Genomic DNA, 24,373 nt, shown 5'->3' on the forward strand with positions numbered 1-24,373 from the left:
CCGTCTGACGCGCGGGCAGGCCTCAGGGCTTCACGCCCGGCGGCAGTGCCGGCTTGCTCTCGACGCGGGTCGGGATGTGCTGGTCGTGGCCTTCGATGGCCGGATGTTCCTGACCGGCATGTACATGATGGGTCGCGGTGCTGGCGCCCGGCGGCAGCGCCGGCTTGCTCTCGACACGGGTCGGGATGTGCTGGTCATGGCCCTCGACCGCCGGGTGCTCCTGACCAGCATGCACATGGTGGGTCGCGGTGCTTACGCCCGGCGGCAGCGCCGGGGTGTTTTCGACCGCGGTCGGCATGTGCTGGTCATGGCCTTCGATCGCCGGGTGTTCCTGACCGGCGTGCACCTTCTTGGTTTTCGTGCTCACGCCGGGCGGCAGCGCCGGCTTGGTGGCGATGTTCGCGGCCTTCTTGCCCTTTACCGCCTCGGCCGGGTGGTCGGCGCCGGCGTGCTTGCCCGACGCGTCCGCCCAGACCGGGGCGCTGATACAGAGGGAGAGCGCGATGACGGCCCATGGCTTGTTCATGATGTCTTCCTTCCGATTGGTGGGGTAGTTAAGTCCAGTCTGCGCTGGATCGTGCGCTGCAGCATTGACGTGTCTCAAGCGGAGGCCGCGCGCGATATCCGCGCTCGTACTCCAACGCTATGCTGTGACGCACGATGACCTTATCACTTCCGCCACTGCTTTTCCTTCATGCCAACGGCTACCCGGCCGGCGTGTATCGGCGCTTCCTGGAGCCGCTGGCCGCCACCCGTTCGGTGCATGCGATCGAGGCGCTGGGCATTGACGTGCAGCATGGCCCCGGCCGCGGCTGGCGGCGTCTGCACGCGCAGGTGTGCGGCGTCATCGAACGGCTGCCGGAAGGCCCGCTGGATCTGGTCGGCCACTCGATGGGCGGCTGGTTGGCGGCGATGGCTGCTGCCCGCCAGCACGGCCGGCCGGTGCGGGTGGTGCTGATCGATTCGCCCATGGTGCTGGGCTGGCGCGCCGCGCTGGTGTCGGCGGCCAAGGCCTCCGGCCTGACCTGGCGGGTCGGCCCGGCGCCGGTGGCGGCGCGCAGGCGCCAGCACTGGGCATCGCGCGAAGAAGCGCGCGCTCACCTCGGCGCGAAGGAGTTCGTGCGGCGCTGGGCGCCCGGCGTGTTTGACGACTTTCTGCAGGCCGGCCTGCGCACGCTGCCTGACGGCAGCGTCACGCTGGCCATTGCGCGCGAAATCGAGCGCGACGTGTATGCCACCATCGCCCACCGCGAAGCCTTGCGAGCGGTGCGTCGGCTGCGTGCACGCGGCGTGCCTGTGGGCTTCATCGCCGGTCGCGATTCGGATGAACTGCGGCTGGCCGGCCGTGAGCAGAATCGCCGTTTCTGGGGCCGCGACTGGGTGGAACTGCCGACCGGCCATCTGGTGCCGATGGAGGCGCCGGGGGCCTGCGCGCAGGCGGTGGCGGCGCTACTCGGCGCCGCCTGACAGCGCTTCGGCGCGCTCGATGGCCGCTTCCAGCCCGGCGTCCGGGTGGCCGGCCGGCAGCAGCGGCTGACCGGCGCCGCGGCCATAGTCGGCGTCCATCACGCTGCCCTGACCGGCCGCCCGCTGCGGGCCGCCGAGATTGGCGGTCACCAGCTGCGGGAAGGCCAGCACCAGCGCCACCATCACGATCTGTATGCCGACGAAAGGCACCGCGCCCCAGTAGATGTCACGCGTGGGCAGCGTCTTCGGCGCCACCGAGCGCAGGTAGAACAGCGCGAAGCCGAAGGGCGGGTGCATGAAGGAGGTCTGCATGTTCACCGCCAGCAGCACGCCGAACCACACCAGATCGATGCCCAGCTTGTCGGCCACCGGCGCCAGCAGCGGCACCAGGATGAAAGCCAGCTCGAAGAAGTCGAGGAAGAAGGCGAGCACGAACACCAGCAGCATGACCGCGATCAGGAAGCCGGTCTGGCCGCCGGGCAGCGACAGCAGCAGGTGCTCGACCCACAGGTGGCCGTCGATGCCGTAGAAGGTGAGCGAAAACAGCCGCGCGCCGATCAGGATGAACAGCACGAAGCAGGTGAGCCGCACCGTGCGGTCCAGCGCCTGGTTCAGCAGTTCGCCGCTCAGGCGGCGCCGCGCCAGCGCCATCAGCAGCGCGCCGGCCGCACCCATCGCGCCGCCTTCGGTGGGTGTGGCCAAACCGAGGTAGATGGTGCCCAGCACCAGGAAGATGAGCGCCAGCGGCGGCATCAGCACGAAGGCCACGCGGCGCGCCAGATCCGGCAGCAGGTTCAGGCGCAGCAGGCGGTCGGCCAGCGCGGCCAGCCAGGCCACCGCTCCGCCGGCGGTGACCGACAGCAGCGCGCGCGCGTCAGTGGTGTGCGCCTGCAGCGCCGGCAGCTGGCTGGCCGCGACACCGGCCGCCACCGCCAGCGCGAACAGCGCCCATACGCCACGCCGTTCCGCGGCGTCATGGTCGTCCGCTTCCGGCAGCGCCGGTGCGCTGTGCGGTTTCAGCCAGGCCATGGCCAGCACGTACACGAGATAGAGGCCGGTCAGCACCAGACCGGGCAGCAATGCGCCGCGGTACATGTCGCCCACCGGGCGGTTGAGCTGGTCGCCGAGCACGATGAGCACCAGCGAAGGCGGAATGATCTGCGCCAGCGTGCCCGAGGCGGCGATCACGCCGCTGGCCAGCCGCGCGTCGTAGCCGGCGCGCAGCATGATGGGCAGCGAGATCAGGCCCATTGAAATGACCGAAGCCGCGACCACGCCGGTGGTGGCGGCCAGCATGGCGCCGACCAGTACCACCGCCACCGCCAGCCCGCCGCGCAGCGTGCCGAACAGCCGGCCCACCGTATCGAGCAGGTCTTCCGCCATGCCCGACCGTTCGAGCAGCAGGCCCATGAAAGTGAAGAAGGGAATGGCCAGCAGCGTGTCGTTGCTCATGACGCCGAACACCCGGTCCGGCATGGCCTGCACCAGCGAGGCCGACAGCAGCCCCAGCTCGATGCCGATCAGCCCGAACACGATGCCGCAGGTGGCCAGCGCGAACGCCACCGGCGCCCCTGACAGCAGGAACAGCACCATGGCGAAAAACATCACCGGGGCCAGATTGGCGGCCAGCCAGGCGGTCATCGGACCGTCTCCACGCCGTCGGCGAGCGTGGCGAGCCGGCGCACGATGAGCGCCAGGGCCTGCAGCGTGAGCAGCGCGAAGCCGGCCGGCACCAGGATGCGGGCCGGCCACAGCGGCAGGCCGCCGGCGCTGGCCGACACTTCGTGGCTGAGCCAGGCGCCGACGAACCAGGGCCAGGACAGCCACAGCATGAGCAGCGACACCGGCAGTACGGTCAGCGCCAGCGCGGCGATGTCGGCCTTCAGCCGGCCGCGCGGCGACAGGCGCGACGTCAGCAGGTCGATGCGTACGTGCTCGTCCAGTTTCAGCACCCGGCCGGCGCCGAGCAGGAAGGCGGCCGATACCAGATACCACTGCGCTTCCAGCAGCGCGTTCGATCCGGCGTCGAACTTGCGGGCCAGCGCATTGCCCACCGCCAGCAGCACCGCGCCCAGGATGGTCCACGGCAGAACCCTGCCGCAGGCCTCGTTCAGGCGGTCGATCAGGTCGGCAAGCGAGAGCAGTGCGCGCATGGCGGGCGGGTGAAGGATGAAGGCGCGATGGTACCGGCAGCGGGCGCTCCGCGGTGCCCGCCTGTCTGTCGGTTGCGCACTGACGAGGGCGGCAGCGGTGGGCCGGATGGCGTGTGGCGAGGTGCCGGAGGCTACATCGCGGCGAGGCCGCCGCGCCCACCCGGGCCTGGCGAGGGCTTGAGCGGATTTCGTGGGAGCGGCGCCTCGCCGCGATCAGGGCGGTGGATCAGACACTGTTCGTGGTCCCGGGCGGAATCGCGACGAGGCGTCGCTCCCACAATGGCTTGGCCGCGTGCGCGAGAACAGCGCCGCGCCCACCGGCAGAAGCGGCGACCTACAATACTGCATCGCACAAGGATTGCCCGTCATGACCGCTACCACCCGCATCTGCCTCGTCCGCCACGGCGAAACCACCTGGAATGTCGACCGCCGGGTGCAGGGCCAGATCGACATTCCGCTGAACGATCACGGGCTGCGGCAGGCGCAGGCCACCGCGCAGGCGCTGCTGGGTGAGCGCATCGATCACCTCTACGGCTCCGACCTCGGTCGCGCCTGGGTGACCGCCGGCCGCATCGCGGTGCCGCGCGGACAGGCGGTGATGCCCGAGCCGCTGCTGCGCGAGCGGCACTACGGCGCCTTTCAGGGCCTTACCTACAGCGAGGCGCGCGAGCGGCATCCGGACATTTTCCAGCGCTTCGAGGCCCGCGAGCCGGCGCTGCGTTTTCCGGGCGACACCGGCGAAAGCCTGGTCCAGTTCGACGCCCGCATCTGGGGCCTGGTCGAGGCCCTGCGCGTCCGGCACGCCGGTCACACGCTGCTGCTGGTGACCCACGGCGGCGTGCTCGACATCGTGGCCCGCCGCGTGCGCGGCCTGCCGCTCACCGGCAAGCGCGATTTCGACATCGCCAACTGCGCACTGAACTGGATCGCCCACGACGCAGCCGGCTGGCGCATCGAGCGCTGGGGCGACGTCGCCCACCTCGATGGCGCGCTGGACGAACTGCCGGCCTGAATCGTCATCGCCTGCGGGGCTGGCATCGGCGTAACGGCCGGGAGGTGCCCTCAGACGCTGCCCGCGCAGGGGGCGACCGGGCACCCGCGTGCGCTCGCCGTGGGCGAGCACACCCTACCGGCCGGGTTCGGGAGGCCGTGCATCAGGCGAATGAGTCGGGCATCCATCCGGTCATGGTGACACCGTAGGTGTGCAGGCCGCAGGCCTGCGCACGCGGACTCGCGGCGCCTGCGACGTTCAACGGCCGTCATCGCCGGCAGCGGCAGGCGCGTCCGTAACGGCCGGGAGGCGCGGCTCTCGCAGGCTCAGACGCTGCCCGCGAATGGGGCGACCGGGCATCCGCGTGCGCTCGCCGTGGGCGAGCACACCCTACCGGCCGGGTTCGTGAGGCCGTGCATCAGGCGAATGAGTCGGGGCATCCTTCCGGTCATGGTGACACCGTAGGGTGTGCAGGCCGCAGGCCTGCGCACGCGGACTCGCGGCGCTTGCGACGGTCAACGGCCGTCACGCCGGCAGCGGCAGACGCGTCCGTAATGGTCGGGAGGTACGGCTCTCGCAAGCCCAGGCGCTGCCCGCGCAGGGGGGCGACCAGGCATCCGCGTGCGCTCGCCATAGGCGAGCACACCCTACCGCCGGGTTCGGGAGGCCGTGCTCATTAGGGGGTATCACCTCCGGTCATGGTGACACCGTAGGGTGTGCAGGCCGCAGGCCTGCGCACGCGGACTTGCGGCGCCTGCGACGGTCAACGGCCGTCATCGCCGGCAGCGGCAGGCGCGTCCGTAACGGCCGGGTGGCGCGGCTCTCGCAGGCTCAGACGCTGCCCGCGAATGTGGCGATCGGGCATCCGCGTGCGCTCGCCGTGGGCGAGCACACCCTACCGGCCGGGTTTGGGAGGCCGTGCACATCAGGGGGCATCCCCCCGGTCATGGTGACACCGTAGGGTGTGCAGGCCGCAGGCCTGCGCACGCGGACTCGCGGCGCATGCGACGCTCAACGGCCGTCATTGCCGGTAGCGGCAGATGCGTCCGTAACGGCCGGGAGGTACGGCTCTCGCAGGCTCAGACGCTGTCCGCGAATGTGGCGATCGGGCATCCGTGTGCGCTCGCCGTTGGCGAGCACACCCTACCGGTTGGCGGCGGGGTTCAGGAAGCCGCGCATCAGGCGGGTGAGGCGCGGCATGACCACCCAGGTCATGGTGACCACGATGAGCCCGGTCAGCAGCGCCACGCGTGCCAGAAAGGGCAGCGGGTTGAGCCAGGGCGCGACCAGCCACAGAAAGAGCGACACGGTCGGGAAGATGCCCATCCAGGTGACCAGCGCCATGCGGGCGCGTGGCGGGTGGGTGGACGGCGCGACCACCTGCGGGCCGAACCACGCTTCGAGCCCGGTCACCACCCGGTATTCCGGTTCGTTTTCGCCGGCCGCGCACAGGCGCGGCTGCAGTGCGGCGCGGGTGGGGCTTTCGTCCCAGGCCTTCAGGTCGGCTTCGGAGCGGAAGTGGGCGATCACCTGATAGTCGCCACCCGGCGCTTCCGGCGTGATCATCTGCGCACCCATGAAGCCCGGCGCCTCGCGCATGGCGGCGAACATTTCGCGCACCAGCGCTTCGTATTCCTGCTCGTAACCGAGCTTTGCGCGGCGGCGGGCGATGCGGGTGACGTGGGCTTGCGGAGGCGTGGCGCTCATCGGTTTCTCCGTCCGGTGACTGACCTGAATCGTGGCTGAACAGCGGCGACGCCCCGGCCGGGCGTCGCCGCGTCAGACCTTACTCGTTGATGGCTTCGATCGCGATGTCGATGGTCACGTCGTCGCCAACGTGCGGCGCGTACTTGCCCATGTTGAAGTCGGTGCGCTTTACCGTCACCGTGGCGTTGGCGCCGATGGCGTCCTTCTTGAACATCGGGTGCGGCATCAGCTGGAAGCTGGTCACTTTCAGCGTGACCGGCTTGCTCACGCCCTTGAGCGTCAGCACGCCATCGACCGCCACCGGCTTGTCACCGTCGAAGGTGACCTTGGTCGACTTGAAGGTGGCGGTCGGGTAGGCGGCGGTGTCCAGGAAGTCCGGTGCCTGGATGTGCTCGTTGAACAGCGCCGAGCCGGTGCTGACCGACTTGGTGTCGATGGTGATGTCGACGGCACCGGTCTTGGCGGCGCGGTCCAGCGTGACGGTGCCGGTGGTCTTGTCGAAGCGGCTCAGCTGGGTCGAGTAGCCGAAGTGGCTGTACGAGAAGCGCGGGAAGGTGTGGTTGGCGTCGAGCTTGAAAGTCTGCGGTGCGGCCAGTGCCGGTGCGGCGACGGCGGCGAAGGCGAGCGAGGCAACGAGGGTTTTGAGCGAGGTCATGGCAGTTCTCCGGTTGAAGTACATCTGTATATATATGCAGCGAGGGTGAGGGCGGCTCAGCCGCCGGAAGTCATCTTCACCAGCGTGCGGTCACGCTTGACGAAGTGGTGGTACAGCGCAGCCGCGGCATGACCCAGCACCAGCAGCCAGATCAGTCGCGCGCCGAGCACATCCTTGTGGATGAAATCGATCGGCTTTTCGAAGGTCTTGAAATCCAGACCCAGGCCGTCGACCACCGCGCTCTGGAACAGTGCGGTGCTTTCGAACTTCGGCAGCTCGAACAGGAAGAAGAATTCGGTATTCACGCCGGTGCCGAGGTAGCCGGTGATCGGCGCCACGATCATCACCGCATACAGCGCCAGATGACCGAGGTGGGCGGCGCGATGCGCCAGCGGCGTGCCCGGTTCGTCGTCCGGCACCCGGTTCATCAGGCGCCAGATCACGCGCAGCGCCACGATGACCGCGATGCTCACGCCCACCGACAGATGGATCTGCAGCGCAGTCCAGTTCTCCGGTGTCTGCTTCTCGGTGAACCACTGGCGGTAATAGACCGACACATAGGCCGCCAGAAAGAGCGCGGCGGTGCTCCAGTGCAGCCACTTGGCGACGCGGCCGTAGTTCGCTGCGGTGTTCTTCAGGCTCATTGCAGTGCTCCTTGCGCGGGGGTGAAGGCCCAGGCGTCCATGGCCAGCACGTAGTCGTCGATGCCGGCGTGAAAGCGCTCGGCCAGCGCGCCTTCGCCCGCCGCGCCCAGCGCGACGAAGAAGGGCAGCAGGTGTTCTTCGCTCGGGTGGGCGCGCACCGCGTCCGGCGCCCGGCGGCGGTAGTCGAGCAGGGCGGCGGTGTCGCCCTCGGCCAAGCGTGCGGCGAACCAGTCGGCGAAGGCGCGCACATAGGCCGGCGGGCGGCCGTCACCGTGCGCGACGATCTGCCAGTCGCGCAGGTTGTGGGTCAGGTTGCCGGAGCCGAGCACGCGCAGGCCCTGCGCGGCCAGCGGCGCCAGCGCGCGGCCCAGCCGGTACGCGCCTTCGGCGCCGCCACGGCTCTGCAGCGACAGCGGAATCACCGGCACGTCGGCATCCGGGTACATGAGCCGCAGCGGCACCCAGGCGCCGTGGTCCAGGCCGCGTTCGCCGTCCAGTCGCACCGGCAGGCCGGCGTCTTCGATGGCCGTGGCGACCAGTCCGGCCAGTTCGCGGCAGCCGGTGGCTGGGTAGCGGATCGCGTACAGCTCGGGCGGGAAACCGTAGAAGTCGTGAATCGTGTCCAGCCGGTCGGCGGTGCCTACGGTGGGCTGGGCGCTGTCCCAGTGCGCGCTCACCACCACCAGCGCGCGCGGCCGCGGCAGCGCTTCGGCCTGGGCGGCCAGCGCGGCACCGGCGGCACCCGGGCGCAGCGCGAAGGTGGGCGCACCGTGAGGTACGAACAGACTGGCAGGGGCGGGACGGGCAGACATGGCAGACATCCTTGATTCGATGACTGCAGCTTAGTCATTCCGGTTTGATCGAAATAGGCGACAATCCGGAAATCATCGTTGCTGGATTGACAACAATGGACCGTCTCGACGCGATGCAGCTGTTCGTGCGCGTGGCCGAACTGGGCAGCTTTTCCGCTGTGGCCCAGCAGCTCGGCGTGGCGCGCTCGGTGGTCACCCGGCAGATCGCCGCGCTCGAAGCCCACCTCGGTGCCAAGCTGATGGCGCGCAGCACCCGCCGGCTGTCACTCACCTCGGCCGGCACCGCCTATCTGGAGAAATGCCGCGTCATCCTGAATCTGGTCGAAGCGGCGGAGACCGGCATCGCCGAAGAGCGGCAGACGCCGCGCGGCCCGATCCGGGTCGGCGCGCCGCTGAGCTATGGCCTGAAACGCCTGTCGCCGCTGCTGCTCGATTTCGCCGAGCGTTACCCGGAAGTGACGCTGGACATCGACTACAACGACCGCCGGGTGAATCTGATCGAAGAGGGCATGGACCTCGCCATCCGCGTCACCGCGAAGCTCGACCCGGCTACCGTGGCCCGCCGCATCGGTACCAGCCGCCTGATCGCGGTGGCCGCCCCCGACTACCTCGCCCGCCACGGTCTGCCCGCCGCGCCGGAAGACCTCGCCCACCACGCCTGCCTCGGCTATACCGCGGTCGCCGCCAACCCCACCTGGACCTTCACCACGCCCGATGGCCGCACCGTCACCGTGCCGCTGCGCAGCCCGCTCACCGCCAGCAACGGCGACCTGCTGACCGAAGCCGCCGCCCGCGGCATGGGCCTCACCTGCCAGCCCGACTTCATCCTCGACCCCTGGCTGGCCGACGGCCGCCTGCTGCCGGTGCTCACCGACTGCGCAACGCCGGAGCTGGGCGTGTATGCCGTGCTGCCCGGCAACCGCCATGTGCCGCATCGGGTCAGGGTACTTATGGATTGGCTGGCCGAAAGGCTGATGGCATAGTTAGCAGCAGCCTGTTCGGGTACATTCCGTATGAGTTCCGCGTCGAAATCGAAGAGGTGAGGCTTTTCATCTCGGTTTAATACTGGATGAAAATACAGCATGAAGTGCCGAAACCTTGAGCCGGAAACCTTTTCACAACGACCACCCCTGCCTTTTTATCCGGCAGCGCCCATAGTTATGGCGCAAAACTGCTCCATAAAACAAAGTTGGGCATCAAAAATCATTTTAATGGTCGAGGCTTAGTATGAAGTATTTTCTCAAAACCCTAATTGCAATTGTTTTTGCTATCTCATGCCAAGTGGCTCTTGCCGAATTTCGACTTCGTATTAAGTCGGATTACGAAGCTGGTGTCGCGCAACACGAGAGAGGTGACATCAAGATGGCCATAGTTTTCTTTGAGCAAGGAGCGGAGAAAGGTGACCCAAAATCTATTTTTGCCTTGGGAACTTATTACTACTTTGGAGAGGGTGTAGTTAAAGACTACGCAAAGGCAAAGTCACTCTTCGAGAGTAGTTCCGAGAAAGGGGAAACAGGAGCAGACACGATGCTTGGTCTGATGTACCTGAAAGGTGAAGGTGTATCGCCTGATATTGGTCGTGCCAAGGAATATTTTAGTAAAGCCTCATATTCATGTGATGCCACTGCTCAGAACCAGCTCGCACACCTCCTCTACTCGGGAGAAGCTGGCTCGTCCAATAAAGCAGAGGCACTAGCGTGGCTGTACATAGCCGCACCCAACAATGACGATGCAGCCAGCGGTGTGTCTCATGTCGAAAAGCTATCCTCTGCAGAAGAAGTTAAGGCAGCAATGAGCCGCAAAGTTGAGTTAGAAGCCAAATTGGTATGCCCAAAGTGATGCCCAACCCTGCGCTCCAGCCGAACCGCTACAGCGGGCTTCGTCCGCCTATGCGGTCGGCTGAGCTTAAACGTTGGGCGTCAGTGAACTCATGATTTCACCCGCACTACAAACTGCCCTCGTTGACGCAAGCTTCGCCAGCAAGTACTACGAGCTTTGTGCGAAACATCCTTTGAGAACTACCGCCTCGCAGAAGCTTCCAAATGCGGAGATATTGGCAACGCTTGCCGATGTTGGAAGCGTCTCAAAGCTCAAGGGGCCGGGGCGTGTCTATGAGATCTCCGCACCCAGGTTGCTTGAGGCGGTCGACTTTGCGTTCATCATTCAGGGCGCAGGTGCCATCATCGAACCTTGTCTCGGCCTCACTGAGAACGGAGCTAGGTCAGGCACCAACTACTCGGTTCTAGCGTTCTCAGCCAACGCCGCTCAGCAAATGCCCGCGCCAACACCGGCATACCCCCGCCCTTTTTTCCATAGCCTCTGGGAACTACATGAGGTGGTCTCTGCCGCGTTTGAGTTGGCCGTGCTCGTCGGTAACGCGGTGCGCCGAGCGTGACGCCCAACCTTTCGCTGCAGCGGACGGCTTCGCCGCCCGCTGATCTTTGACGTTCACGGAGAGAACCGTGCAGGAATTTGACTTTCCTTGGCCCAATCAAGAAAAAGGCTACCGGCTATTTCCGGCCGAACTGGAAGACGACGAACTGGTGCTCTTTCATGCAACGCCGAAGCAAAATCTGCCGGCCATATTGAAAGAGGGCTTTAAGGCGCGCCCGCCCTTGGCGTCGGTGTCTTATGCAAAGAGCAGCATCTACTGCTTGGCGCATCTGTTTACTGGCCGCCAATCGCTTGCAGAGGAAGCGGTCGTGATCGCCGTGCGCTTTGAGAGCTTGGCGCAGCAGGACATAAAGGAGAATTTCTCGGACATTCACGTTTACAATTCCGACATCCAACCTGCAATCCTTGGGCACTGCACCATCCCGGTGACTTATGAGCACAAGTGAACATGACCAGAGCTTCAAGCCGACGTCCATGCCTCCGCTGCGCCCCGGCGCGGTTGCGGCTTAAGCTCGGCGTTGGGTCTCTCGCTTCTCCCAGTCGTCGTGACTATGTCATCAAGGGAATTCATCATGGATGAACGCTGGTTTTCTTTGCTGACGTATTGGCAAAAATACGAATTCCGTCATGCGCTGACTTTTCCATTCTTAATTGGAGCGCTACGCATTCCTGTCGGAGCAAGGAGTAGCTCGGACGATCAACCAAGAAAGGAGCTTGAAACATTGGTTGATGTGATGCGATCACACCGCGCGAACGGGTATTTTCATCACGTGTATCGTTGCCCTGACATTGGTCAGCTCGTCGTTACAAAAGTAACCGGGTCCGTTCCTCCTGTCACGGCTGTTGCAATCACGTCAGGTAAAGAGAACCAAGCTCCCAGTCTATTTGCCTCAGGTGGAGTTTCAGGCAGCGGCTCAACACCGTTTGACTCATTGGTTACGAACATTTGGAGTGAAGTCGGCACAGCGATAGAAGCCGGTAACTTTTCTTGCCGAGGAAGGCAATTCGCCGCATTTAATGAGTCTGAACTCAATGTCATCGGGAAGGCATTGGCCCAACTCGGCAGTCAACCGGCCGCTGCGCGATAAAGCCGCGCAGCGCCTGTTACTTCTACGTTGAGGCTGTAGAACCCCCCCCCCTCCCACCCCACCGCCGTTAAAATGCCATCGTTATAATTGCGCGCCGCCTCTCCGGAGCCTTGCGATGCTGCGATTCAAGACGCCTGACTACGGCCAGAAGCTCATCCCGGTCGATCTCGCGCAGCAGGTGCTGCCCGGCACCTTCGAGTTCGCGCTCTGCCACCTCGTCTACAACGACCTTGATCTACCGACGCTCTGCGTCCGCTCCGCGAACGACGCAGTCGGCGCCTTGGCCTTCGAGTCGTTGTACGGCTCAAGATTTTTTTGCTCAGGTAACCGCAACGGCCATCGGGCTCAGTGTGACGTGCGGAGACGCGAGCAGCGCAGTCATACGAAATGCCGATGGAAATAGCGATGAGCGCATGTTGAAGTGCGTTCGGTCGCCTTTTTGCCAATCTTTTGCACTATGCAGAGCAAGCGCCTCGTCGCAATCGTCGTGTCCATTTCCGCTCTGGCTGCTGGTGTTGTCCGGTATTTCCAGTCCCCGCAGGTTGCAGAAGAGCCATTCGATGCCGTGCGGTGGCAGCGCTTGCGCGATCAGTCGCAGCTCAACGATCCGGGTTGCGTCCGGGGCGGCATGGCGCTGGCGCTCGCGCGCACTGATGCGATGTCCAGACGCACCCGCGCCGAGGTGATTGCGCTGCTCGGTGCGCCGGACGAAGGCGCCACGGAGACTCTGCGCTATGGCCTCGGCCAATGCCATGGGGACTGGCGGCACAGCGTGCTGGTAGTCAGGCGCACGCCCGGTGGCGACGTTAGCCGTGCCACGGTTGAAGTTGATTGACCGCAGCTTCAATGAAGGATTCGAGTCTCATGCAGTTTGTCCCGGGAAAACGCATGGCTTTCTGGAAAAAGTGCGTGATCGGTCTGATGCTGATGAGCGTGCTCACATTCGCCGCTCTGCTGGCCCTTCTGTCAAACGCTGATGACCACTTGTGCGGAACTTACGTGGAGGGTGACGTCCTCTCGCCGAATGGGAAGTTGAAAGCCGTGTCGTACCAGATCGACTGCGGTGCGACCACCGGATTCAATACGCATGTATCCATCATCCCCGGAGGCAGCGCGTTTGAGATCGAGGACCGGAGGCTGTGGGGTGTGACGAGTTTCTTCGTCGTGGAGTCTAACAATGACCCCGCGCCAAGAACGCAGTACGGCGGCCCCAAAGTGACGATTCGATGGATATCGAACACCAAGCTTGAGGCAAGCTATGACGCCCGTGTTCGTGTCCTCCGCAAGGACGCATTTTTCGCGGGCATAGACATTGAGTACCGCTACCAATAGAGGGCATTTCGTCGATGCCCTTATCGCGTCTGCAAGTCTGGCTTTATCTGTTCTCGCCCTTTCTGGGCTTTCTTGCTTTCGTACGGCTCGGGTATCCGGCTTTTGGCGCCTCGTGGCTTGCCGCCAGTGTGGAGTGCGCGCTCTCAGGGTTTCTGTTCTATGTCGCCTACCTTCGCACCTGATCACACGTAATGTGGAGACTTCCCATGAAGTGTGATTGCCCTCTTTGCGGCGCGAACCTCTCGCGCCGACGATTGAAGAAGGTGCCGCTTCCCGGCGAATCGTCATGGCTGGCATTCAGATGGTTTCTTGAATGTTCGGCCTGCACCGGCGCGCTGCAGCTGAATCCTCACCCGTTTGAATGCACTGCCTCGCGGTGGGTACTGATCGGGGTTGCGATACTGAATGGCGGAGCGCTGCTTTTCGGCGTCAAGACGCCGTTGTCGCTTGCGCTGCTCTCGATGGCCCTGGTCGCGTTCGGGCCATTCATCGGGCGTGCTCTGGTGGTTCCGGCCGACTGGCCAAGGTATGCGCCGCACGCTTCATGCGAGCGAAAGGCCTGATGTGGCGCTGCATCGTGATGCCGGCATGTTCACCACGCTGTGACGGGGAACGGCCACATGGCCCTGCTCTTCCTGTGCGCCTTCTTCGCCGCGATCTGGCTGATCTGCCTGCCGCTTTACCGCGGGTTTTTCGCCAGCCCGGGTGAGCTCGACGCGGTGCGAGCCAGATTGAGCCTGCTTCGGCAGGACAGACGCTGGCGCGGCCGCTGCCTGTTCGGGCTGTTCCTGCTGCTGAATGCGTGGTCGCTGTATCCGCTGCGGGGCGCGTGCGTTGCGGTGGCGGTCATCATGGCTTTCGCACTGATGCAAGGCTGAGAGACGGCGCATGTTCGAGATTTTCTTTCTGCTGAGCGCCGTCTTTTTCGGAGCGAGCCAGTGGTGGTTGCATCGCCGCGAGATGCGGGTACATCGCGCCCGCGCGCTCGCTGAGTTCCGGCAGATGAAGCTGCCGGCGACGCCGCTGCATGGCGCTTTCGATGGCGGCGAGGCGTGCATCGTCGAGGAGAAGGTCGAATGGGCGCGGAATCAGACCGTGATTCATTACTTCCTGACGGTTTATGCGACCAACGCGAACGGCGAGTACTTCATCTACAGATCCAACTATGACCGGCCGATCGTGCGCGCAATACGCCAAGAGGTCGCTCGCGCGATACTGAAGTCGAAGTACAAGGTGCCGGAGCCGCAGGCGGGCAGTGAATGAGGTGCACCGCACGATAATGCGCTTGCGATGTGCTGACAGCCGGCACGCCGTACTTCATGCTCATTTCTGTGGCGTTTCGATGTCCCGCATCGCCTGATTTCCTCGAGTGAGCCCCCTCCATGAGCATGATTCTCGAACTGCATACCGTCAGCGACGCCAGCCTGGCCCGGGTGCTGGCCGATCCGCCGCTGGTGTGGAAGGTGGTGTCGCCGGACGATGACAGTCTGTACGACGCGGCGCGCGCCGAGGCGGGTGGCGCGGAGGCCGGTTTCTTCCAGCGCCTGTTCGGCCGGCCCGGGCGTACGCAGCCGCCGTCGGTGGATTTTTCGCTGGCCCCGGGCGAGGTCGACACCATTGATCTCGACAAGGCCTGGCACGGCATTCATTTCATGCTGACCGGCACCGCGTGGGAAGGCACGCCGCCGCTGAACTTCCTGATGCACGGCGGCGTGGAGATCGGCGACGTCGAGGTCGGCTATGGCCCGGCGCGCGGCATGACGGCGGCCGAGGTGAAGGCGGTGGCCGGTGCGCTCGCCGGCATCGACGAGGCGTTCATGCGCGCGCGCTTTGACCCGGCGCAGATGATGCAGCTCGACATCTACCCCGGCATCTGGGACCGCGATCCGGCCGACGACGACAGCCTGGGCTACTGCATGGAGTACTTCAGCGAACTCAGGGCCTTCGTGATGCGGGCGGCGGAGCGGGGTGCCGGACTGGTGATCAGCCTCACCTGAACGCGCACGGGCGCGCCGCTCGTCGATAATGCGCGACATCCGGCGATTCGCGCCGGACTATGCCGAAGGGTCGGCTCGCGTCGTGAGCTGCCCTCGGTCATTTCACGCTGTCCGTCGTCAGGAGTACTGAATGTCACGCCACCGTTCGCGCCGTCTGCGCAAGAAGCTGCATGTCGATGAGTTTCAGGAAATGGGTTTCGAGCTCATGTTCAGGCTGAACGCCGGCCTGTCCGCCGAACAGATGGGCGCCTTCTGGGATGCCTTCATCGGTGACGCGATCGAAGCCAACGGGCTGCTCTATGGCGGTTCGACCGACGGCATGGCCTGTCTGCGCAAGCGCGGCTCGGCGGACGAGTCGCACCGCGAGGCGGTCCGCGCCTGGCTCGCCGCGCGCCCCGAGGTGAGCGAAGCGAACGTCGGTCCGCTGATCGACGTGTGGTATCTCGAACGCTGAGCGCGGGCGGGGCCGGTACACAGGCCTCTCATCCCGTCACGGCAGGTCGGCCGATGCGGTCTGCCGCGATCAGCCCGTCATCACCATGAAGCCCGACCTCGTCTTGTTCGACTTCGACGGCACGCTGGCCGATTCCTTCCATCTGTTCCTCGACGCCTGGACTTACGCGGCGAAGCGGCATGGCTTCCGCAGTTTCGAGCATGCGGAGCTGGCGCGCCTGCGCCAGCTCAGTGCGCGCGAAATCGTGGCTGAGTCGGGCATTCCGTTCTGGAAGCTGCCCTGGGTCGCGCGCACCATGCGCGACTGCGTGCGCCGGCGGGCGGACGAAGTGAGGCTGTTCGACGGCGTGCCCGAACTGCTGCAGGCGCTGAAAGCGGCGGGCGTGCCGGTCGGCATCGTCACGTCGAATGCGCGCGACACGGTTGAGCGGGTGCTCGGCCCGGCCTGCCGGCCGCTGGTCGCGCACTGGGGCTGCGGTGCTTCGCTGTTCGGCAAGGCGCCGCTCACCCGGCGGGTGATGAAGGCGGCCTGCGTACCTGCTGAACGCACGGTCAGCGTGGGCGACGAGCTGCGCGACCTCGACGTGGCGCGCACGCTCGGGCTGGATTTCATCGCGGTCGCCTGGGGCTACACCGCGCCGGCGCGCTTCACCGGCCTGACCGGCGTGCGGCTGTGCGAGACGCCGCAGACACTGCAGGCGTTGCTGACCGGCTGAAAGGGCGGTGCCGCGACAGCAGCGTGTATCGTGCCGTCATCGATCACGGAGGTTCGTATCATGAGTGGCGAACACGAAAATCCCCGCCTTGAACTGGCACGCATCGCCGGTGAGACCGCCCGCCACTACGGCACCATGCGTTTCGCCATGTTCACCGTGTTTTCGGCGGTACTGGGCGCGCTGCTGTCGTTCGCGTTTTCGCAGGGCGGCACGCTGTTCATCGCGCATGTGCCGCACCGGGTCGGTCTGGCGGCGGTCGGGCTGGTGCTGTCGGTGCTCTTCCTGCTGGCCGAACTGCGCATTTCGCGGCTGGTCACCTTCTATCAGGAGGCCGCCTACGCCGCCGGCGCCCTGCCGCGGCCGCCACGGCATGAGCGCTGGAAGGGCGTGGTCGTGCTGACCATGGTGGCACCGTACGCGTTCTCGGCGGTGTTCTGGCTGCTGGCCGGCTGCGGCCTCATCGTGTTTCCGGTCTATCCGGTCGCGCCGGGCTGAAAGCGACCGGAGGCCGCTGTCGCACGCACGTCACTTTGCCGCGGCACACTGCCGGCCTCCTCCTCCACAGCCTTGCTGTGGTTCTTGATCCATCGTCCTGCCCCGGACGATGGATGTTTTTGCTCCCGCCGCTCCCGATCTACTCTCGATTGCCGCTCAAACGGTGAAACGGGCGGTGGTGGCGCGCAGCCGTGCGGCCAGATCGGACAGCCGGCGGGTCTGGCCCGACATCGCGCGGATGGCCGATCCGCTGTCTTCAGTGATGCGGCTTGCTTCGCGGGCCGAAGCGATCACCCCGTCAGCCTGACGTTCCTGTCCTTCGATCGAGCTGCGCACTGCGCTCAATGCGTGCAGCGCGTCGGCCGACGCGCGTTCGATGCGTTCCAGAATGTGGCCGGCTTCGTCGCTGAAGCGTGCGCTGCGCGCAGTCTGGCGCGCGGTGTCGCTCATCGTGCCAGCCACTTCAGTGCTCAGGCTGCCAATGCGCGACACCACCGCGGCGATGTCCTGGGTGGCGGCGCCGGTCCGTTCGGACAGCGCTCTCACCTCGTCGGCCACCACCGCGAAGCCGCGGCCGTGTTCGCCGGCTCGCGCTGCCTCGATGGCCGCGTTCAGCGCCAGCAGATTGGTCTGGTCGGCGATTTCGCGGATGAGGCCGACGATGCGCTGGATGTCGCGCGCCTCGCTGTCGAGCCGGGCGATGCGCTTTGCAGCCGCCTCCACCGCACTGGCCACGGCGCTGACGTCGCTGCCGACCCGGCGCAGCAGCGTTGCGCCTTCGGCCGACGAGCTGCTGGCGGCTTCCATCAGCGCGAAGCCGGTGCCCGATTGCTCGGCCAGCCGCTGTGCTTCGACCGCCAGTGCCTCCATGCCGGCCAGCACCGTGCCGTTGTGCGAGAGCTGGTGGTCGACCGCGCCGGTGGCGGCACCGGCCGCGCGGGCATAGCTGTCGACCGCGCCTGCCATGTCGTCGCCCTCGTCCAGCAGTTCGCGCACCAGCGACTGCAGCGAATCGGCCACCGCGTTCAGCGCATGCCCGACCTGGCCGATCTCGTCGCGGCTTTCGACGCGGGCGCGCACCGTCAGGTTGCCGCGCGACAGCGCGTCGGCGAGCAGGCGGATCTGGTCCAGTTCGCGCCGCATCGAGGCATAGACCGCGACCACCAGCACCACGGTGAGCGCGACCGGCAGCACCGACAGCAGGCCGAGCAGCCACAGCGACTGCCGCGTCCGTTCGACCCGGGCGGCGAAATGTCGGTCGCTGGCCTGCAGTGCGGCACGCTGCAGGGTAGTCGCCGCCTGCAGCGCGGGCGCGAACGTGCGCTTGAATTCGTCGGCGCCGTAGGTGGTATTCACCGACAGCCCGGCCACCATCAGGCCGCCGTCCTCGACGCCCTGTAGCAGCCGCTGTGGCTGCTCGGCCAGCGTGCCGGCGTCGGTCATCAGTTCGCTGCCGGCCAGGCGCCGGTAGCCGGCACGCAGTGCGTGCGCGTGGATGCGTGCGGCGCTGCTGTTGTCGATCAGTGCGAGCCGCGCCTTTTCCGGCAGGCTGCCGTCCGCGATGGCCTGGCTGCCGATCAGGTCTACCCGCTGCATCGCTTCGCCGATGGCCGGCAGTTCGATCAGCGCGAGTGCGGCCAGCTGCTGCCCGGTGCCGTCGCGGTCGGTCAGCAGGCCGTTGCGTTCGCCCAGTGCGCGCAGACCGTCAAGCTGCCGGTCCAGCCAGTGGCCGCTCGTTTCCAGCAGACGCTGGCGGGCGCGGATGGACGTGGGCGCTTCGCTGTCCTGCAGCACCTGCCAGTCCTGCGCGATCTGCGCCAGCGCCTCATGCATGCCGGCAGCCTGCGTGCGCGGGTCGGCCGCCAGTACGGCCAGCCGGCCAGATACCGCGGCGGCGGCGGCCTGGGCGTCCTGACCGGACAGCAGTGTGCGTCGCCAGTGCTGGCTGTGCTCCATCAGCGCGACCAGTTCGCCGGCCAGACCGGTGGCGCGGTGCTCGCGCGACGCTTCGGCCAGTTCGCCGTAGCAGCCATGAACCAGCTGCAGCACGAGCAGCAGCATGAACAGTGCGCTCACGCCGCCGATCAGGGTGAGCTTGGTGCGGAAGCCGAGATGGCGTACTGCGCGTACGGCTGGGGTGCAGAGCAGGGAAGCGATTTTCATGGAGCGAAGCTGAAGCCGATGTTGCGGCAGACATCGGCCGGCGCCGCGGCGATTTGAATGAAGTTCTCGTGACAGCGCGCCCGGCCGCGCCGGCCGGGCGTTCCGGAGGGAAGAGCGCGGGTCATGACGACGGTGTGTGTTGACGGCACAATCCATTGTCGTCACGGTGGCTGGCACGGGGTGTGATGTCCTTTACCGCGGGAGAGATGATCGATGAATGATGCGCAGGACAACCGGCGGCCGATTGCCGCGCGTTCGGCCGGCTGGGCGCGGCGCAGTGCGGCGGCGCTGGCGCGCAGCGCCATCACGCCCAACCAGATTTCGGTTTTCAGCATCGTGTTCGCCGCACTCGGCGCAGCGCTGCTGCTCTGGCGGCCGACGCCGGCCGGCCTGATCGGCTGTGCGCTGGCGGTGCAGGGCCGGCTCATCTGCAATCTGCTCGACGGCATGGTGGCCGTGGAGGGCGGGCGCAAATCGGCGCTGGGCGCGCTGTACAACGAATTCCCTGACCGCATCGCGGATTCGCTGCTCATCGTGGCGCTGGGCTATGCCGCCGGCTGGCCGGCGCTGGGCTGGTTCGGCGCACTGGCGGCGGCGCTCACCGCCTACGTGCGGGTGTCCGGCGGTGCGCTGGGGCAGGCACAGAGCTTTCGCGGGCCGATGGCCAAGCAGCACCGGATGGCGGTACTGACCGCGGCCTGCCTGATCGGCGCCGCCGAGCAGGCCTGGGCCGGCAGCCTGCATGCGCTGCAGCTGGCGACAGCGGTGATCGCGGTCGGGTCGGCGATCACCTGCGTCACGCGCACGCGCGGCATCGCGCAGGCGCTGCTGGAGGCGGAACGCACATGCTGATCTCCGCCCTGCTGATCGGCCTGACCCGGGCGCTGGTCGGTGCTGCACCGCGCTGGCAGGGGGCGGGCCCCAGCGACGTACAGCGCATCTATTTCGCCAACCATTCCAGCCACATCGACACGCTGGCGCTGTGGTCAGCACTGCCGCCGGCGCTGCGCCGGCACACACGGCCGGTGGCTGCCGCCGATTACTGGAACACCGACGCGCTGCGCCGCTGCATCGCGGTGCGCGGCCTCAATGCGGTCTTCATCGAGCGCCAGCGCAGCGATCCGGCGGCCGATCCGCTGGCGCCGCTGGCCGAGGCGCTGAGCGCGGGCGATTCGCTCATCCTGTTCCCGGAGGGCACGCGCAATCTGCAGCCGCTGCCTGGCCCGTTCAAGGCGGGCCTGTTCCATCTGGCCCAGCGTTTTCCGGCGGTGGAACTGGTGCCTGTGTATCTGGAAAACCTGCACCGCTGTCTGCCCAAGGGCAGCCTGTTTCCGGTGCCGCTGATCTGTACCGTGCGTTTCGGCGCGCCGCTCGTGCGCATCGAAGGCGAAACGCGCACCGACTTCCTCGAACGCGCGCGCACTGCGGTGGTCGCGCTGGCCCATGGAGAGCAGGCATGACTGCGCAGCAGACCTTCTATGTACTCATGGGCGGCATCGCTGCGGTGCTGGCGCTGGCCTCCGGCATCGGTGCTGTGCTCGGGCGCCGGGCGGGCGAGGGCGCGCGCGCGGTGGTGGACAACCTGAATGCGCGCATCCGCGCATGGTGGGTGATGGTGGGCGTGTTCGCGCTGGCCTATCTGCTGGGGCCGACCGCCACCATCGTCATGTTCGCGCTGGTGTCGTGGTTCGCGCTGCGCGAATTCATGACGCTGACACCGACCCGGCCGGGCGACCATCGGGCGCTGTCGGTCGCCTTCTTCATCGCCATTCCGCTGCAGTACCTGCTGATCGCGCGCGACTGGTACGGGCTGTTTTCCATCCTGATCCCGGTCTACGGTTTCCTGCTGCTGCCCTCGCTGTCAGTGCTGGCGCAGGACACCGGCGACTTCCTCGCGCGCGCGGCCAAGATCCAGTGGGGCGTCATGCTCACCGTCTATTGCATCAGCCACGTACCGGCGCTGCTGCTGCTCGACATACCCGGCTACGAGGGGCGCAATGCGCTGCTGCTGTTCTACATGATGCTGGTGGTGCAGCTGTCCGACGTGCTGCAGTACGTGTTCGGCAAGCTGTTCGGGCGCACCAAGATCGCGCCGGTGGTGAGCCCGTCAAAAACCGTGGAGGGCTTCGTCGGTGGCGCGCTGTCGGCCACCGCGGTCGGCGCGGCGATGTGGTGGATCACGCCCTTCTCGCCGCTGCAGGCCGCCGGCATGGCGGCAGCCATCGTGCTGATGGGCTTTCTCGGCGGGCTGGTGCTGTCTGCGGTCAAGCGCAGTCTGGGCGCGAAGGACTGGGGCCGCATGATAGAGGGGCACGGCGGCATGATGGACCGCATGGATTCGGTCAGTTTTGCCGCGCCGGTGTTTTTCCACCTGACGCGCTATTTCTTTACGCCCTGAGTCTTCATGCCCTGAGTCTCTGCCCCCGCCGGTCATGCCGGGCGCTCAGTGGCCGCCGTCTTCCGGGTGGCCGGCGCAGCGCTGCGCGTGTCCGATCAGCACCGCCTGTTCGCGCGTGTTGCGGGTGAGGGCGGCGGCCAGCCGGAAGGCATCGGCTGCTTCGGCCAGCCGGCCGCATTTTTCCAGCAGATCGCCGCGCACTGCGGGCAGCAGCGGATAGTGCTGCAGCGAGGGTTCGTCGCGCAGTGCGTCGGCAAGATCCAGCCCGGCGGCCGGGCCGAAGGCCATGCCCACCGCGACCGCGCGGTTCAGATCCACCACCGGCGACGGCGCAACCTGGGCCAGCGCGTCGTACAGCGCGGCGATGCGCGGCCAGTCGGTGTCGCCGGCGCGGGCGGCCCGCGCGTGACAGGCGGCGATGGCGGCCTGCAGCGCGTACGGGCCATAGGCGCCGCCGAGCGCATCCACCCGTTCCAGCGCGGCCAGGCCGCGGCGGATGAGCAGGCGGTCCCAGCGACCGCGGTCCTGGTCCAGCAGCAGCACCGGCCGGCCGTCGGCGTCGCTGCGGGCGCGCAGCCGCGAGGCCTGGATTTCCATCAGCGCGACCAGCCCGTGCACCTCGGCCACGTCAGGCGCCAGCGTGGCCAGCACCCGACCCAGGCGCAGCGCTTCGTCGCACAGTGCCGGGCGGGTCCAGTGTTCGCCGGCGGTGGCGGCGTAGCCTTCGTTGAAGATGAGGTAGATCACCCGCAGCACCGCGTCGAGCCGCTCGCCCAGTTCGGCCGGGCCCGGCAGTTCGAAGGGCACGCGCGCTTCGCTGAGCGTGCGCTTGGCGCGCACGATGCGCTGGGCCAGCGTGGCTTCCGGCACCAGAAAGGCGCGCGCGATGTCCGGTGTGGCGAGGCCGCCGACCATTTTCAGCGTGAGCGCCACCCGGGCTTCCGGCGGCAGCACCGGGTGGCAGGCGACGAATATGAGGCGCAGCACGTCGTCGCCCACCGGGTTGTCGAAGCCGGCGTCCGGTGCCGGCGGGGCGCCGTCCTGCAGCTGGGTTTCGATCTCCCAGGTCAGCGCGTCGGCCTTGCCGGCCTGCATGCTGCGGTGGCGCAGCAGGTCGAGCGCGCGGTTCTTGGCGGTGGCGGTGAGCCAGGCGCCCGGATTGTCCGGCACGCCCTTGTGCGGCCACTGTTCGAGCGCGGCCACCAGTGCGTCCTGCGCCAGTTCTTCGGCGATGCCGACATCGCGCACCATGCGCGCCAGCGTGCCGATGATGCGCGCCGACTCGATGCGCCAGACCGCGTCCAGCGTGCGGTGCAGGTCGCTGCCGGCCATGCTCAGGCGGCGCGCCCGTCGAGCGCGCGGAAGCGCTCGATCTCGGCGCCGGGCGTGAAGTCCTCCAGCTCGAATACGCGGCGCACCTCGATTTCAGCGTCCTGCCCCTCTCCGGCCGGATTAGGGAAGCGGCGGCTCCATTCGAGCGCCTCTTCCGGCGAGCCGACCTGGATCAGCGTGTAGCCGGCGATCATGTCCGCCGATTCGGCGAACGGGCCGTCGGTCACGCTGCGTTCGCCGCCGCGGTAGCGGATGCGCCATCCGCGCGCGCTGGGCTGCAGGCCGTTGGCGTCGAGCAGCACGCCGGCGCGGGCCAGTTCTTCGTGATAGCCGGCCATGGCCGCGAGCAGCGGCGCCTCCGGCATGACGCCGGCTTCGCTGTCGGCGCTGGCCTTGACGATGATCATGTAACGCATGGTGCGGTCTCCCCGGCAGTGGCGCCAGTGAAGGTCGGATGGGCGCCGTCATCGTCACGACGGACGACGGCGCCGGTTTTCGACACGGCGCGGGCCGGGTCAGCCGGGCGCGTGGCTGTCGTCGAAGCAGGGGCCGAAGCTGCGCACCTCCACCGTGGCCCAGGCGGCGGCCGGGCAGCGTGCGGCGATGTCCAGCGCCTGCTGCCTGTCTTCGGTGGCCAGCATGAAGTAGCCGCCTATCATTTCCTTGGCTTCGGCGAACGGGCCGTCGATGACTTCGGTGCGGCCGCCACGCACCTGCACGCGGCGGGCGTCGACCTTCAGCGATTCGGCACCGGTCAGCAGGCCGGCCGCCGCCAGTTCGCCAGCGAAGGCGGTCATGCTGTCGTACGCGGCGCGGCCTTCGGCTTCGGTGCGGGTGGCGCGCTGGCCGACCGGTTCGATGATGAGCAGCATGTGCGGCATTCAGGCCTCCTTCGGTGCGCAGTTGCCGGCCATGGCGGCAACTGCGGCGAGCAGTTCGTCCGGTGATACGTCGCGCACATGGGTGGCGAGCGCCCACACATGGCCATTCGGGTCGCGCACCTGGCCGTAGCGATCACCCCAGAACATGTCCTGCGGCGGCATGACCGACACCGCGCCGGCGGCGAGCGCGCGGTCGTAGATCGCATCCACGTCCGGCACCTGCAGGTGCAGCACCACCGGCGTGCCGCCCAGGCCGTCCGGGTCGCGGCTGCCGCAGTCCGGATGGGTGTCGGCCAGCATGACGGCGGAGTCGCCGATGCGGATCTGCGCGTGCATGATGCGGCCGCCGGGCGCGGGCAGGCGCAGGATTTCGCTGGCGCCGAAGGCGCGCACGCAGAAGTCGATGATGGCTGCCGCGTCGCGGCAGAGCAGGTGCGGCGTGACGGTGTGCAGGCCTGGCGGCAGGGCGCCGCTGCGCGGGTCGCTCATATGCGTTCTCCTCTCGGTTCGGGGCCGGCGACGTGCCGGCCTTCCTGCACGACGAACGGGCCGTGTGCATATCGACATCACACCGCGCAGTCCGTCGGAGTGGCCGGTGCGCTCCGGCTTGACCCGCTGCGGGTGAGGTCTTAGCGTGAGACCATAGCCCGGAAAGCCGCGTGCCATGCCGGCCTGAACTCTTTCTCCATGACCAC

At 66.9% G+C, this 24,373-nt stretch carries 31 protein-coding genes and 1 pseudogene; 20 read left to right on the plus strand and 12 right to left on the minus strand.

Going from position 1 to position 24,373, the window contains the following annotated elements; all coding sequences use genetic code 11:
* Window positions 1–22 precede the first annotated feature (22 nt).
* On the minus strand, window positions 23–526 hold the full coding sequence (locus tag METUNV2_RS0102810; RefSeq protein ID WP_018228001.1) for a hypothetical protein: 504 nt from the start codon (window positions 524–526) through the stop codon (window positions 23–25).
* A 134-nt stretch (window positions 527–660) separates the two neighbouring features.
* Between METUNV2_RS0102810 and METUNV2_RS0102815 the strand changes: the two genes are divergently transcribed.
* Complete coding sequence (locus tag METUNV2_RS0102815; RefSeq protein WP_018228002.1) at window positions 661–1,467, plus strand: alpha/beta fold hydrolase; 807 nt, start codon at window positions 661–663, stop codon at window positions 1,465–1,467.
* On the opposite strand, the gene METUNV2_RS0102820 is transcribed toward METUNV2_RS0102815, so the two are convergent.
* On the minus strand, window positions 1,450–3,108 hold the full coding sequence (locus tag METUNV2_RS0102820; RefSeq protein WP_018228003.1) for a TRAP transporter large permease: 1,659 nt from the start codon (window positions 3,106–3,108) through the stop codon (window positions 1,450–1,452). The genes METUNV2_RS0102815 and METUNV2_RS0102820 overlap by 18 nt on opposite strands.
* A complete protein-coding gene (locus METUNV2_RS0102825; protein WP_018228004.1) occupies window positions 3,105–3,620 on the minus strand; it encodes a TRAP transporter small permease subunit in 516 nt (171 codons plus the stop codon). The genes METUNV2_RS0102820 and METUNV2_RS0102825 overlap by 4 nt, the downstream gene beginning before the upstream one ends.
* Window positions 3,621–3,987: 367 nt before the next feature.
* Here METUNV2_RS0102825 and METUNV2_RS0102830 point away from each other — a divergent pair, with 367 nt between their 5' ends.
* Window positions 3,988–4,632: a histidine phosphatase family protein gene (locus METUNV2_RS0102830; RefSeq protein ID WP_018228005.1), complete on the plus strand. Its 645-nt coding sequence runs from the start codon at window positions 3,988–3,990 to the stop codon at window positions 4,630–4,632.
* Window positions 4,633–5,754: 1,122 nt separating this feature from the next.
* Here METUNV2_RS0102830 and METUNV2_RS0102835 read toward each other — a convergent pair.
* The 4 genes from METUNV2_RS0102835 to METUNV2_RS0102850 all read right to left on the minus strand — a co-directional run bounded on the left by METUNV2_RS0102835 (window position 5,755) and on the right by METUNV2_RS0102850 (window position 8,429).
* Window positions 5,755–6,318, minus strand: a complete 564-nt coding sequence (locus METUNV2_RS0102835) for an antibiotic biosynthesis monooxygenase (protein ID WP_018228006.1) — start codon at window positions 6,316–6,318, stop codon at window positions 5,755–5,757.
* A gap of 79 nt (window positions 6,319–6,397) precedes the next feature.
* Window positions 6,398–6,973 carry a YceI family protein gene (locus tag METUNV2_RS0102840; protein WP_018228007.1) on the minus strand — a complete coding sequence of 192 codons (576 nt, stop codon included), beginning with the start codon at window positions 6,971–6,973 and terminating at the stop codon, window positions 6,398–6,400.
* 56 nt (window positions 6,974–7,029) lie between these two features.
* A complete protein-coding gene (locus METUNV2_RS0102845) occupies window positions 7,030–7,617 on the minus strand; it encodes a cytochrome b (RefSeq protein WP_018228008.1) in 588 nt (195 codons plus the stop codon).
* Window positions 7,614–8,429, minus strand: coding sequence for a DODA-type extradiol aromatic ring-opening family dioxygenase (locus METUNV2_RS0102850; protein WP_018228009.1), 816 nt, complete (start codon window positions 8,427–8,429; stop codon window positions 7,614–7,616). The genes METUNV2_RS0102845 and METUNV2_RS0102850 overlap by 4 nt, the downstream gene beginning before the upstream one ends.
* A gap of 95 nt (window positions 8,430–8,524) precedes the next feature.
* On the opposite strand from METUNV2_RS0102850, the gene METUNV2_RS0102855 reads away from it, so the two are divergent.
* The 15 genes and pseudogenes from METUNV2_RS0102855 to METUNV2_RS0102915 all read left to right on the plus strand — a co-directional run bounded on the left by METUNV2_RS0102855 (window position 8,525) and on the right by METUNV2_RS0102915 (window position 16,904).
* Window positions 8,525–9,412 (plus strand): LysR family transcriptional regulator, encoded by an 888-nt coding sequence (locus METUNV2_RS0102855; protein ID WP_018228010.1) that lies wholly within the window; start codon window positions 8,525–8,527, stop codon window positions 9,410–9,412.
* A 244-nt stretch (window positions 9,413–9,656) separates the two neighbouring features.
* The gene (locus METUNV2_RS19455) at window positions 9,657–10,268 is read left to right on the plus strand and encodes a tetratricopeptide repeat protein (protein WP_081618500.1); all 612 of its coding nucleotides are present in this window, start codon (window positions 9,657–9,659) and stop codon (window positions 10,266–10,268) included.
* 91 nt (window positions 10,269–10,359) lie between these two features.
* Window positions 10,360–10,824, plus strand: a complete 465-nt coding sequence (locus tag METUNV2_RS18825; protein WP_018228011.1) for a hypothetical protein — start codon at window positions 10,360–10,362, stop codon at window positions 10,822–10,824.
* Between the two features lie 67 nt (window positions 10,825–10,891).
* Window positions 10,892–11,269, plus strand: coding sequence for a hypothetical protein (locus METUNV2_RS0102865; RefSeq protein WP_018228012.1), 378 nt, complete (start codon window positions 10,892–10,894; stop codon window positions 11,267–11,269).
* Window positions 11,270–11,395: 126 nt separating this feature from the next.
* Window positions 11,396–11,911, plus strand: a complete 516-nt coding sequence (locus tag METUNV2_RS19800; RefSeq protein WP_157281286.1) for a hypothetical protein — start codon at window positions 11,396–11,398, stop codon at window positions 11,909–11,911.
* Window positions 11,912–12,026: 115 nt separating this feature from the next.
* Window positions 12,027–12,203, plus strand: a pseudogene (locus tag METUNV2_RS20310) (IS1182 family transposase); the annotation flags it as partial.
* A 129-nt stretch (window positions 12,204–12,332) separates the two neighbouring features.
* The gene (locus tag METUNV2_RS0102875) at window positions 12,333–12,746 is read left to right on the plus strand and encodes a hypothetical protein (RefSeq protein ID WP_018228014.1); all 414 of its coding nucleotides are present in this window, start codon (window positions 12,333–12,335) and stop codon (window positions 12,744–12,746) included.
* A gap of 53 nt (window positions 12,747–12,799) precedes the next feature.
* Window positions 12,800–13,243: a hypothetical protein gene (locus tag METUNV2_RS0102880; protein ID WP_232415595.1), complete on the plus strand. Its 444-nt coding sequence runs from the start codon at window positions 12,800–12,802 to the stop codon at window positions 13,241–13,243.
* Between the two features lie 206 nt (window positions 13,244–13,449).
* Entirely contained in the window at window positions 13,450–13,806 is a 357-nt protein-coding gene (locus METUNV2_RS19460) for a hypothetical protein (RefSeq protein ID WP_081618501.1), read from the plus strand.
* Window positions 13,807–13,863: 57 nt separating this feature from the next.
* Window positions 13,864–14,121 carry a hypothetical protein gene (locus METUNV2_RS0102890; protein ID WP_018228016.1) on the plus strand — a complete coding sequence of 86 codons (258 nt, stop codon included), beginning with the start codon at window positions 13,864–13,866 and terminating at the stop codon, window positions 14,119–14,121.
* Between the two features lie 10 nt (window positions 14,122–14,131).
* Complete coding sequence (locus METUNV2_RS0102895; RefSeq protein WP_018228017.1) at window positions 14,132–14,506, plus strand: hypothetical protein; 375 nt, start codon at window positions 14,132–14,134, stop codon at window positions 14,504–14,506.
* Window positions 14,507–14,625: 119 nt separating this feature from the next.
* Entirely contained in the window at window positions 14,626–15,240 is a 615-nt protein-coding gene (locus METUNV2_RS0102900) for a YfbM family protein (RefSeq protein ID WP_018228018.1), read from the plus strand.
* A gap of 130 nt (window positions 15,241–15,370) precedes the next feature.
* Window positions 15,371–15,694 (plus strand): YggL family protein, encoded by a 324-nt coding sequence (locus METUNV2_RS0102905; RefSeq protein ID WP_018228019.1) that lies wholly within the window; start codon window positions 15,371–15,373, stop codon window positions 15,692–15,694.
* An 85-nt stretch (window positions 15,695–15,779) separates the two neighbouring features.
* A complete protein-coding gene (locus tag METUNV2_RS0102910) occupies window positions 15,780–16,409 on the plus strand; it encodes an HAD hydrolase-like protein (RefSeq protein WP_026187827.1) in 630 nt (209 codons plus the stop codon).
* A 60-nt stretch (window positions 16,410–16,469) separates the two neighbouring features.
* Window positions 16,470–16,904, plus strand: coding sequence for a hypothetical protein (locus METUNV2_RS0102915; protein ID WP_018228021.1), 435 nt, complete (start codon window positions 16,470–16,472; stop codon window positions 16,902–16,904).
* 156 nt (window positions 16,905–17,060) lie between these two features.
* Here the strand turns inward: METUNV2_RS0102915 and METUNV2_RS0102920 are convergent, their stop codons facing one another.
* Window positions 17,061–19,067 (minus strand): methyl-accepting chemotaxis protein, encoded by a 2,007-nt coding sequence (locus METUNV2_RS0102920; RefSeq protein WP_018228022.1) that lies wholly within the window; start codon window positions 19,065–19,067, stop codon window positions 17,061–17,063.
* Between the two features lie 213 nt (window positions 19,068–19,280).
* Between METUNV2_RS0102920 and METUNV2_RS0102925 the strand changes: the two genes are divergently transcribed.
* The 3 genes from METUNV2_RS0102925 to METUNV2_RS0102935 are packed head-to-tail and all read left to right on the plus strand — an operon-like array spanning window position 19,281 to window position 21,465.
* Entirely contained in the window at window positions 19,281–19,919 is a 639-nt protein-coding gene (locus METUNV2_RS0102925; RefSeq protein ID WP_018228023.1) for a CDP-alcohol phosphatidyltransferase family protein, read from the plus strand.
* Window positions 19,913–20,527 (plus strand): lysophospholipid acyltransferase family protein, encoded by a 615-nt coding sequence (locus METUNV2_RS0102930; protein WP_018228024.1) that lies wholly within the window; start codon window positions 19,913–19,915, stop codon window positions 20,525–20,527. Before METUNV2_RS0102925 ends, METUNV2_RS0102930 begins: the two co-directional genes overlap by 7 nt.
* The gene (locus METUNV2_RS0102935) at window positions 20,524–21,465 is read left to right on the plus strand and encodes a phosphatidate cytidylyltransferase (RefSeq protein ID WP_018228025.1); all 942 of its coding nucleotides are present in this window, start codon (window positions 20,524–20,526) and stop codon (window positions 21,463–21,465) included. Before METUNV2_RS0102930 ends, METUNV2_RS0102935 begins: the two co-directional genes overlap by 4 nt.
* Window positions 21,466–21,510: 45 nt before the next feature.
* Here the strand turns inward: METUNV2_RS0102935 and METUNV2_RS0102940 are convergent, their stop codons facing one another.
* The 4 genes from METUNV2_RS0102940 to METUNV2_RS0102955 form a co-directional block, all read right to left on the minus strand.
* Entirely contained in the window at window positions 21,511–22,797 is a 1,287-nt protein-coding gene (locus tag METUNV2_RS0102940) for an RNA polymerase sigma factor (RefSeq protein WP_018228026.1), read from the minus strand.
* Window positions 22,798–22,799: 2 nt separating this feature from the next.
* The gene (locus METUNV2_RS0102945; RefSeq protein ID WP_018228027.1) at window positions 22,800–23,213 is read right to left on the minus strand and encodes a YciI family protein; all 414 of its coding nucleotides are present in this window, start codon (window positions 23,211–23,213) and stop codon (window positions 22,800–22,802) included.
* A gap of 99 nt (window positions 23,214–23,312) precedes the next feature.
* Window positions 23,313–23,678 (minus strand): YciI family protein, encoded by a 366-nt coding sequence (locus METUNV2_RS0102950; RefSeq protein ID WP_018228028.1) that lies wholly within the window; start codon window positions 23,676–23,678, stop codon window positions 23,313–23,315.
* Window positions 23,679–24,167, minus strand: a complete 489-nt coding sequence (locus METUNV2_RS0102955) for a VOC family protein (protein ID WP_018228029.1) — start codon at window positions 24,165–24,167, stop codon at window positions 23,679–23,681.
* Between the last annotated feature and the right edge of the window lie 206 nt (window positions 24,168–24,373).

The organism is Methyloversatilis universalis EHg5, assembly GCF_000378945.1.
GTDB lineage: Bacteria > Pseudomonadota > Gammaproteobacteria > Burkholderiales > Rhodocyclaceae > Methyloversatilis > Methyloversatilis universalis_A.